Here is an 8444-nt window from a genome sequence, read left to right as displayed (position 1 = left end):
CGCGTTTCTGGTAGCCGGAGCTACCAGAAACGCGCACGGGTCGGGGTCAGGCGGTGGCGGCCTCGTTGAGGCTTTCCAGCGTGCCGGTGGCCTCGAGGTACTCCTGCACCCACCGTTCGATGACGGCCGAGGTCTTCTCGACCTTCGCGAACTGCCCGACGACCTGACCGACCGGGTTGAAGGCGACGTCGACGGACTCGTCGGGGTACTTGTGCGTCGCGGCGACGGCCATCCCGGACACCATGTACTGCAGCGGCATTCCGAGCGGCTCCGGGTTCCCGTCCTGCTCCCACGCCTCGGTCCAGTCGTTGCGGAGCATCCGACAGGGCTTGCCGGTGAAGGAACGGCTACGGACGGTGTCGCGGCTGGTGGCGTTGATGTACGCCTCCTGCTGGACGGGGGTGTTCTCGGCTTCCTCGACCATGAGCCACTGCGAACCCGACCAGGCGCCCTGCGCGCCGAGCGCGAGTGCCGCCGCGATCTGCTGGCCGCTGCCGATGCCACCCGCTGCCAGCACGGGTACCGGGGCAACCTCCTTGACGACCTGCGGCCACAGCACGATCGAGCCGACCTCACCGCAGTGTCCGCCGCCTTCACCGCCCTGCGCGATGATGATGTCGACGCCCGCGTCGGCGTGTTTGCGTGCCTGCCCGGGAGAACCGCACAGCGCCGCGACCTTGCGGCCTGCCTCGTGGATGTGCGCGATCATGTCGGTCGGCGGGGTCCCGAGCGCGTTGGCGATCAGTGTGACCTTCGGATGCTGCAGCGCGATCTCGACCTGCGGGGTCGCGGTGGCCTCCGTCCAGCCCAGCAACTGCAACGCGTTGTCGTCACCCTCGGGCAGGGGAACACCGTGATCGGTGAGGATCTTGCGGCCGAAGTCGAGGGTCTCCTGCGGCACCATCGACTGCAGCATCTTCGTGAGTTCGTCGGCGGACAGGTCCGCGTCCATGCCCTCGTACTTGTTCGGGATCACGATGTCGACGCCGTACGGGCGGTCGCCGATGTGCGCGTCGATCCAGTTCAGCTCGACCTCGAGCTGTTCGGGCGTGAAACCGACGGCGCCGAGGACACCGAAACCGCCGGCCTTGGCGACGGCGACCACGACGTCGCGACAGTGGGTGAACGCGAAGATGGGGAACTCGATGCCGAGTTGATCGCAAAGGGGTGTGTGCATCCGGCACTCCTGAGAAGACGGGCAGAATACTGAAACAAGTTCTACCCTAGAGGGAGTGTGGCCGAATGAACATGCCCCCGACGCGATCCGACGCCCTCAGATGACTCCGCGGTTGCGCAGTTCCTCCTGCTCGTCGTCGGACAGACCGAGAATCTCGCCGTACACGGCACCGTTGTCGTAGCCGGCGACCGGCGGCCCGGCACGACGCACCGACCCCGGGGTGCCGGCCAGCAGCGGCACCACACCGGGGCCGAGCACGTCGGTACCGGTGCGTTCGTCGTGGTGCGCGACGACCATGTCGCGGGCCCGGAACTGCTCGTCGGTGACGACTTCCGCGACCGTGTTGACCGGCCCCGCGACCACCCCGGAATCCGACAGGTGCGCAAGGAGGTCGGAGAGCGTCCACTTCTGCGCCCACGCACCGATCAGGTCGTCGAGGTCGTCCTGATGGACACCCCGCGCGAGGTGGTCGGCGAACCGTTCGTCGTCGGCGAGTTCGGGACGGTCCATCGCCGCACACAGTCGGCGGAAGACGGTGTCCTGGTTGGCGGCGATGATGATCCACATGTCGTCGGACGTGCGGTACAGGTTCGACGGCGCGATGCCCTCGAGCCTCGTCCCGGACGGCCCGCGGACCACCCCCGCGACGTCGTAGTCGGGGATCACCGATTCCTGGATCGCCAGGCACGATTCGGTCAACGCGACGTCGACGACCTGGCCCCGTCCGGTCCGCTCGCGACTGAGCAGCGCCGCGAGGATGCCCTGTACCGCGAACATGCCGCCGAGGGAATCCCCCAGCGACAGGGCGAGCCTCGGCGGAGCCTGCCCGGGGTAGCCGTTCAGGTGCCGCAGCCCGCTCTCCGCCTCGGCGACGGACGCGTACCCGGCCCGACCCGCCTTGGGGCCGGTCTGGCCGTATCCCGACACGCGGGCCAGGACCAGGCCCGGATTGATCTCGGACAACACGTCGTAGCCGAGACCCCACTTCTCGAGCGTTCCGGGACGGAAGTTCTCGACGACGACGTCGCATTCGGCGACGAGACGGCGGAAGAGATCCTGCCCGTCGGGGGACCGCAGATCGAGGCCGATGCACCGCTTGTTGCGGGCGTGCACCGTCCAGAAGAACCGGTGCCCGTCCTTCTCCCCCTGCCCCCACGTGCGGAGCGGGTCGGGACGCCTCGGATCCTCGATCTTGATGACGTCCGCCCCCATGTCGCCGAGCAACCTGCCCGCGAACGGTCCGGCGATCAGGGTACCCAGTTCGAGGACCCTGATATCGGCGAGAGCACCGGTGGCACCCGTGTCGGCGGTCGCGTCGGTGCCCGTGTTCTGCGTCGTCACCAGTGTCCTTCTCCTGCGGATCGGCATCCGAGGTGAACGGTCGTCTCCTCGGTGTACGCGTCGAGGCCGCTGCACCCGGGCCCGTGCCCGATGCCGCCGGCGTCGCGACCACCCCAGGATAGTGCCCGGACACGTCGATCCGCCGACCCCGCGTCGCCGCGCCGGGACGCCGCCCTCGACCGGCGCGTCACGGCGGCGGTCGAGGGTGCGTTCGGCGGCCCGGTCTCAGCGATGCGGAGACGGTTTCAGCGATGTGGAGGCGCAGGCGTGACGTTCACGCGAGGGTGAGGAACAGCTTCTCGAGTTCCGCTTCGGTCATCGGCTCGTCACCGTCCCGACTCTCGTTGGTGAGGCATTCCCGCAGACCCGAGGCCACGATCTTGAATCCCGCGCGGTCCAGGGCCCGCGAGACCGCCGCGAGCTGGGTCACGACGTCCTTGCAGTCGCGCCCCTGTTCGATCATCGAGATCACACCGGCGAGCTGCCCCTGCGCACGGCGCAGCCGGTTGAGTACCAGTGTGATGCTCTCGTCGTCGCCGACCATGGAGGCTTCCTTTCCGGAGTTTTCCTCCAGTGTACCCCCTGGGGTATCGACGTCGAGGAGCGCGGTGTCAGATGCGCCCCAACCGCAGCCGCCACGCCTGAGGCCCCCGCTCCTCGTAGTCGACCGAGAGATGCCCGCCCGACCTGTCGAACAGTTGGTGCAGCAGCGGGATGGGATCGTGCGGCGCCACGAGGATCAGGGATCCGCCCTGCGGAACGGCATCGAACGCCCCGAAGACGGTGGCGTGCCGGATCGCGTGCGGAATCTCCCGGACGTCGAGCGTCGGCACCGGATCGTCCTTCTCCCCGCACACGCACGCGTGACCGCCGGCGTGCGGGTCCGCCTCCGACTCGGCGTGTCCCTCGTCGTGACCACCGAGGAGTTCGTGCATGCCGTCGAGGATCCCCGCGAGCGACACGTCCGGATCGGCCGCGACCAGTGTCAGTATCCGCTCGTTCTCGTCGACGAGGTGCGCGTCGAACACGACCCGCAGCGCGTACGCGGCCGCGGCCAGCCGAACGGGCGACGACTCGGTCGCGATCCGGTCGACGAGATCGGCGATCACATGGTGACCGGCGATCATCGATTCGACGAGCAGCCTGGCGTCGTCCCGGCGCCCGGCGGCGGCGTAGAGGGTGTGCTCCTCCGCGATCGCGTGCGGCAGCAGGGTGCCCGTGAGGTAGTCGACGGTGGAGCGCCGGGCGGCTTCGACGTCCGCACCCGCCGCGACGGCGTCGATCAGGGATTCGGTGAGGATCGCGATGCGGCCCGCGATCTCGGAGTGATGGTTGCGGACGGCGTCGACGGCCTGCGCATCGGCTGCACTGCTGGCGACGGGAACGACCTCGGTGCTCATGGTGACTCCCCACATGTAGGTGTCTGAAGTGGTGCGGCGACGTCCGTCACCGCAACTGGCCCAACGCCCCACAATTTACTACAGTTAAATCCGTGGAAAAAAGTGATCTTCGACCCGGACCGAGACCGGCCCTCCCGCCGACATCGCACCCCGCGTTGTCCGCGCAGCGGATCACCGTGCTCGACGACGTCCGCGCGCACGCACCGACCCGGGTGGTCGACGTCTCCACCCGGCTCGGCCTCCACCAGAACACCGTACGTGAGCACCTCGACGCCCTCGTCGAACTCGACCTCGTCGAACGCGCCCGCGGACAGGCACAGGGCCGCGGCCGCCCCCCGCAGCTCTACCGACCCACACCCGCCGCCGACCCCACCGGCGCACACCGCGACTACGCCGGCCTCGCCACCGCGCTCGCCGGCCACATCGCCCGCACCAGCCCGAACCCCGAGGCCGACGCACGTACCGCCGGAGTCGACTGGGGACACGAGATCGCCCGCGAGGTGATCACCGCGATGGACACCCCCGTCGACGACGACCCGCACGCCTTCGCCATCGAGGTCCTCACCCGCCTCGGGTTCGATCCCGTCGATCGCGGTCCCGCACTCGGCGTGGCACTGCGCCGCTGCCCGCTGCTCGATGCCGCGCGCCGCTACCCCACCGTCGTGTGTCAGGTCCACCTCGGCATCATCGAAGGTGCCCTCCGCGAGATCGGCGCCCCCACCGGGCCCGGACTGGACCTGCTGGCGTTCGCCGAACCGGACGCGTGTCGACTCTTCCTTCCCGACCCCACCTTCCCCGGCGACGGTGACGGCGACGTGTCCGGGCAGTGTCACTGCGGCTCCCCGGATCCGCGGTGACCCCCGTCCCGGCTCGGGCACTGCTGCTGGTGCCCGGGGGTTTCGCGCTGCTGGCCGGGCTCGACGCCGCACTCCTGCTGCTCGGGCTCCCCGCTCCCGTGGACACGTCACGGCTTCCCGAGGTGCACGGTGTGCTCCTCGTCCTGGGTTTCGTGGGCACCCTCGTCGCACTCGAACGCGCCGTGGCCGCGGCCCGACGCTGGGCGTATCTCGCGCCGGCGCTGCTGGGCGCGGGCGCCGTGGTCCTCGTCTCCCCCGCTTCTCGCACCGCCGCGGGTGCGCTGCTGGTCGCGGGATCCACCGCACTCGCCGCCGTGTACGTGCCGCTGTGGCGCCGATCGAACGACCCGGCGGTCCTCGTGCAGGCCGCCGGCGCCGTCCTCGCCGCCGGCGCCGCGCTGCTGTGGCTCGCCGACGTGCCCGTCCCCGATCTGCTGCCCTGGCTGTGCGGCTTCCTCATCCTCACCATCGCCGGTGAACGGCTCGAACTGGCCCGCGTCACGATGCTCGGGACCCGAGCGCAGCCGTGGCTCGTCACGATCGCCGGGGCGATGGTCGCCGCGACCGTCGCCACCCTGCTGTGGCCGAACGTCGGGCACCGCCTGCTCGGGCTCGCCCTCCTCGCCCTCGTCGCCTGGCTCGTCCGCTTCGATGTGGCCCGCCGCACCGTCCGCGCCGACGGGCAGGCGCGATTCATGGCGCTGTGCCTGCTCGCGGGCTACGCATGGCTCACCGTTCCCGGCCTGACCTGGTCACTCACCGGTCCGGCGGCCGCGGGCGGCGCCTACGACGCCGTCGTGCACTCGGTCATGCTCGGGTTCGTCATGTCGATGATCATGGCGCACGCCTCGGTGATCCTGCCGGCCGTCGTGCGACGCCCCCTGCCGTACACCCCGCTGATGTACGGTCCGGCGGCGCTGCTGCACGGATCGCTGTTGCTGCGCGTCGCCGGGGACGTCGGTGGATCCGACCCTGCCGTCGACGTCGGTGGTGCCCTGGGCATCGTCGCCATCCTCGCGTTCGTCGGCGTCGCACTGTGGTCCGCGCTGCGACGACCCGTTCCCACACAGATCGGCACCCGGGAGGTTTCGGCATGACCGAGCGTGGCAGCTGGCATCTGAAGGCCGGCGCGGTCGTCGCGGTGTGGCTCGCAGCGCTCGTCGTCGTCGCGGTCGCGCACCGGTGGATCCCCCAGTCCGGATGGCTGCTGATCCATCTGCTGGGGCTCGGTGCCGCAAGCAACGCGATCCTGGTGTGGAGCGGACACTTCACCGACGCGCTGCTGCGCCGCCCCGCGCCCGCCACCCGCCGCGGCGACACCGCCCGGCTCGTCGGTTTCAACGCCGCGGCGGTCACGGTGGTCGCAGGCATGGTCAGTGGGCACTGGCCCGCGGTTCTGGTCGGCGGCTGCGCGGTCGCCGCCGTCGCGGTGTGGCACGGAACCGTCCTGCTCCGCCGACTGCGGGCGGCGCTCCCGTCCCGATTCGGGCACACCGTCCGCTACTACGTCGCCGGCGCCTGCATGCTTCCCGTCGGAGCCGGATTCGGTGTTGCGATGGCGAACTCGGGCCTGTCGGGGGATCTGCACGACCGTTTCGTCCTCGCACACGCCGGGGTCAATCTGCTCGGCTGGGTGGGGTTGACCGTCCTGGGCACCCTCGTCACGCTGTGGCCGACGATGTTGCGTACCCGGATGGCGCACCGGGTGGAGACCGCGGCGCGACGCGGACTGCCGGCACTGCTCGTGTCCCTCGCGGTCGGAGTCGCCGGCGCGGTCGCCGGGGTGCCGCTCGTCACCGCGCTCGGCGTCTTCGGCTACCTCGCCGGGGCCGTGTACGTCCTGGAGCCGCATCTCGACGAGATCCGTCGCAAGCACCCGACCGATTTCGCGACGACCTCCGTCCTCGCCGGGGTGCTGTGGCTCATCGGGTCCCTCGTGTACCTGGGCTTCGGTATCGCGACCGCGGCCACCGCGCTCGACGCGACGGAGGTCGCGGGACGGGTCACCGCACCCCTGCTCGCGGGCTTCCTCGCGCAGGTCCTGCTCGGTGCCCTCACCTACCTGATGCCCGTCGTCGTCGGTGGCCGCGCATCGATCCAGGCGGCATCCGCCGAACTCGAACGCGGTGCCCCGTGGCGGTTGTCCGTGGCGAACGGTGCGCTGCTGCTGTGCGTTCTGCCCGTGCCGAGTCTCGTCCGGGTCGTGTGTTCGATGCTGGCGCTCGTCGCGTTCGCGTCCTTCCTCCCGCTCGCCGTCCGCGCCATGATCGCGGCACGTCGACTGCGGGGTGCGGCGTCGAAACCCGGCCGTCCCGAGCCTGTTCCGGCGCGCCGCCGACTCGGGGTCGCCGCTGCCGGGCTGGGTGTGGTGGTGTTCGCCGCGGCCGCCGGGGTGGCGGCCGACCCCTCCGCGGTCGGCATCGCCACCGTCGCCACCCCCGACGTCGCGGCGACCGGGAACACCACCGAGGTCGAGGTCCGCATCGAAGGCATGCGATTCGAGCCCGGTGTCGTCGACGTCCCTGTCGGCGACCGACTCGTGATCACGCTGGTCAACTCGGGTACGGACCGCCACGATCTGGTGCTCGCCAACGGCACCCGCACCGATCGCATCGACCCGGGCGAGACCGCCGTACTCGACGCGGGTGTCATCGGCGGTGATGTCGACGGGTGGTGTTCGGTGGCCGGGCACCGGCAGATGGGGATGACCCTGACCGTGCGGGCGTCCGGTGCGGAATCGACACACCACCACGACACCGCGGCGGAGTCCGGCACGACCTCGCTCGCGGCCTCCGACGTGATACGAAGCCTCGGCGCCACCCCGGATCCCGGCTTCGTCGCCCACGACCCCGTGGCACCGGCGCCGGACGCCGACCACCGCGTCACGCTGACGGTGACCGACGAGGAACGCGAGGTTGCGCCCGGAATCACGCAGCGACTGTGGACCTTCGGCGGCAGCGCCCCCGGACCCACACTTCGCGGACGGATCGGCGACGTCTTCGAGATCACGCTCGTCAACGACGGCAGTATCGGCCATTCGATCGACTTCCACGCCGGCGCCCTCGCCCCCGACCGGCCGATGCGCACCATCGCGCCGGGCGAGTCACTCGTCTACCGGTTCACCGCGACCCGCGCCGGGATCTGGATGTACCACTGCTCCACGATGCCGATGTCCCTGCACATCGCGAACGGCATGTTCGGCGCCGTCATCATCGACCCGCCCGATCTCCCCCCGGTGGACCGCGAATACGTTCTCGTGCAGTCCGAGCTGTATCTGGGTCCGAACGGCGGTGAGGCCGACGCCGACAAGATCCTGGCCGAAGAACCCGACCTGGTGGTCTTCAACGGTTATGCGAACCAGTACGACAGTGCGCCACTGCACGCGAACGTGGGTGAACGGGTACGGATCTGGGTTCTCGCGGCCGGACCGAACCGCGGGACGTCGTTCCACGTCGTCGGTGGCCAGTTCGACACGGTGTGGTCGGAAGGCGACCACCGACTGCTCCCCGGAGCCGGCGGCAGCCAGACACTCGGCCTGTTCCCGTCGCAGGGGGGATTCGTCGAACTGTCCTTCCCGGAGGCCGGGACCTACCCGTTCGTGTCGCACTCGATGGTCGACGCGGAACGGGGTGCGCACGGGGTGGTCGAGGTGCGCTGAGTTCGGCAGCG

7 protein-coding genes are annotated in these 8444 nt (G+C 70.3%); 3 read left to right on the top strand and 4 right to left on the bottom strand.

What is annotated here, in order from left to right; genetic code table 11:
* Positions 1-46 precede the first annotated feature (46 nt).
* The 4 genes from LDQ05_RS14285 to LDQ05_RS14270 form a co-directional block, all read right to left on the bottom strand.
* On the bottom strand, positions 47-1177 hold the full coding sequence (locus LDQ05_RS14285; protein ID WP_226437623.1) for a nitronate monooxygenase: 1131 nt from the start codon (positions 1175-1177) through the stop codon (positions 47-49).
* 96 nt (positions 1178-1273) lie between these two features.
* Positions 1274-2545: a CaiB/BaiF CoA transferase family protein gene (locus tag LDQ05_RS14280; protein ID WP_372461118.1), complete on the bottom strand. Its 1272-nt coding sequence runs from the start codon at positions 2543-2545 to the stop codon at positions 1274-1276.
* A gap of 247 nt (positions 2546-2792) precedes the next feature.
* Positions 2793-3062, bottom strand: a complete 270-nt coding sequence (locus LDQ05_RS14275; RefSeq protein WP_226437622.1) for a metal-sensitive transcriptional regulator — start codon at positions 3060-3062, stop codon at positions 2793-2795.
* Between the two features lie 67 nt (positions 3063-3129).
* Positions 3130-3918, bottom strand: a complete 789-nt coding sequence (locus LDQ05_RS14270) for a DUF2249 domain-containing protein (protein ID WP_226437621.1) — start codon at positions 3916-3918, stop codon at positions 3130-3132.
* A gap of 92 nt (positions 3919-4010) precedes the next feature.
* Between LDQ05_RS14270 and LDQ05_RS14265 the strand changes: the two genes are divergently transcribed.
* The 3 genes from LDQ05_RS14265 to LDQ05_RS14255 are packed head-to-tail and all read left to right on the top strand — an operon-like array spanning position 4011 to position 8433.
* Positions 4011-4775 (top strand): helix-turn-helix transcriptional regulator, encoded by a 765-nt coding sequence (locus LDQ05_RS14265; RefSeq protein ID WP_226437620.1) that lies wholly within the window; start codon positions 4011-4013, stop codon positions 4773-4775.
* Complete coding sequence (locus LDQ05_RS14260) at positions 4772-5872, top strand: DUF8744 domain-containing protein (protein ID WP_226437619.1); 1101 nt, start codon at positions 4772-4774, stop codon at positions 5870-5872. The genes LDQ05_RS14265 and LDQ05_RS14260 overlap by 4 nt, the downstream gene beginning before the upstream one ends.
* Positions 5869-8433, top strand: coding sequence for a multicopper oxidase domain-containing protein (locus LDQ05_RS14255; protein ID WP_226437618.1), 2565 nt, complete (start codon positions 5869-5871; stop codon positions 8431-8433). The genes LDQ05_RS14260 and LDQ05_RS14255 overlap by 4 nt, the downstream gene beginning before the upstream one ends.
* Positions 8434-8444: the final 11 nt, after the last annotated feature.

Origin of the sequence: Rhodococcus yananensis (assembly GCF_020515525.1) — a bacterium.
GTDB classification, from domain to species: domain Bacteria; phylum Actinomycetota; class Actinomycetes; order Mycobacteriales; family Mycobacteriaceae; genus Rhodococcus; species Rhodococcus yananensis.
This window is presented reverse-complemented; position numbering and strand designations above follow the sequence as displayed.

What these genes read in the sequence shown, in the direction of transcription:
- LDQ05_RS14285 (WP_226437623.1), bottom strand. Translation starts at nt 1,177, where the DNA reads ATGCACACACCCCTTTGCGATCAACTCGGCATCGAGTTCCCCATCTTC.
- LDQ05_RS14280 (WP_372461118.1), bottom strand. Translation starts at nt 2,545, where the DNA reads ATGCCGATCCGCAGGAGAAGGACACTGGTGACGACGCAGAACACGGGC.
- LDQ05_RS14275 (WP_226437622.1), bottom strand. Translation starts at nt 3,062, where the DNA reads ATGGTCGGCGACGACGAGAGCATCACACTGGTACTCAACCGGCTGCGC.
- LDQ05_RS14270 (WP_226437621.1), bottom strand. Translation starts at nt 3,918, where the DNA reads ATGAGCACCGAGGTCGTTCCCGTCGCCAGCAGTGCAGCCGATGCGCAG.
- LDQ05_RS14255 (WP_226437618.1), top strand. Translation starts at nt 5,869, where the DNA reads ATGACCGAGCGTGGCAGCTGGCATCTGAAGGCCGGCGCGGTCGTCGCG.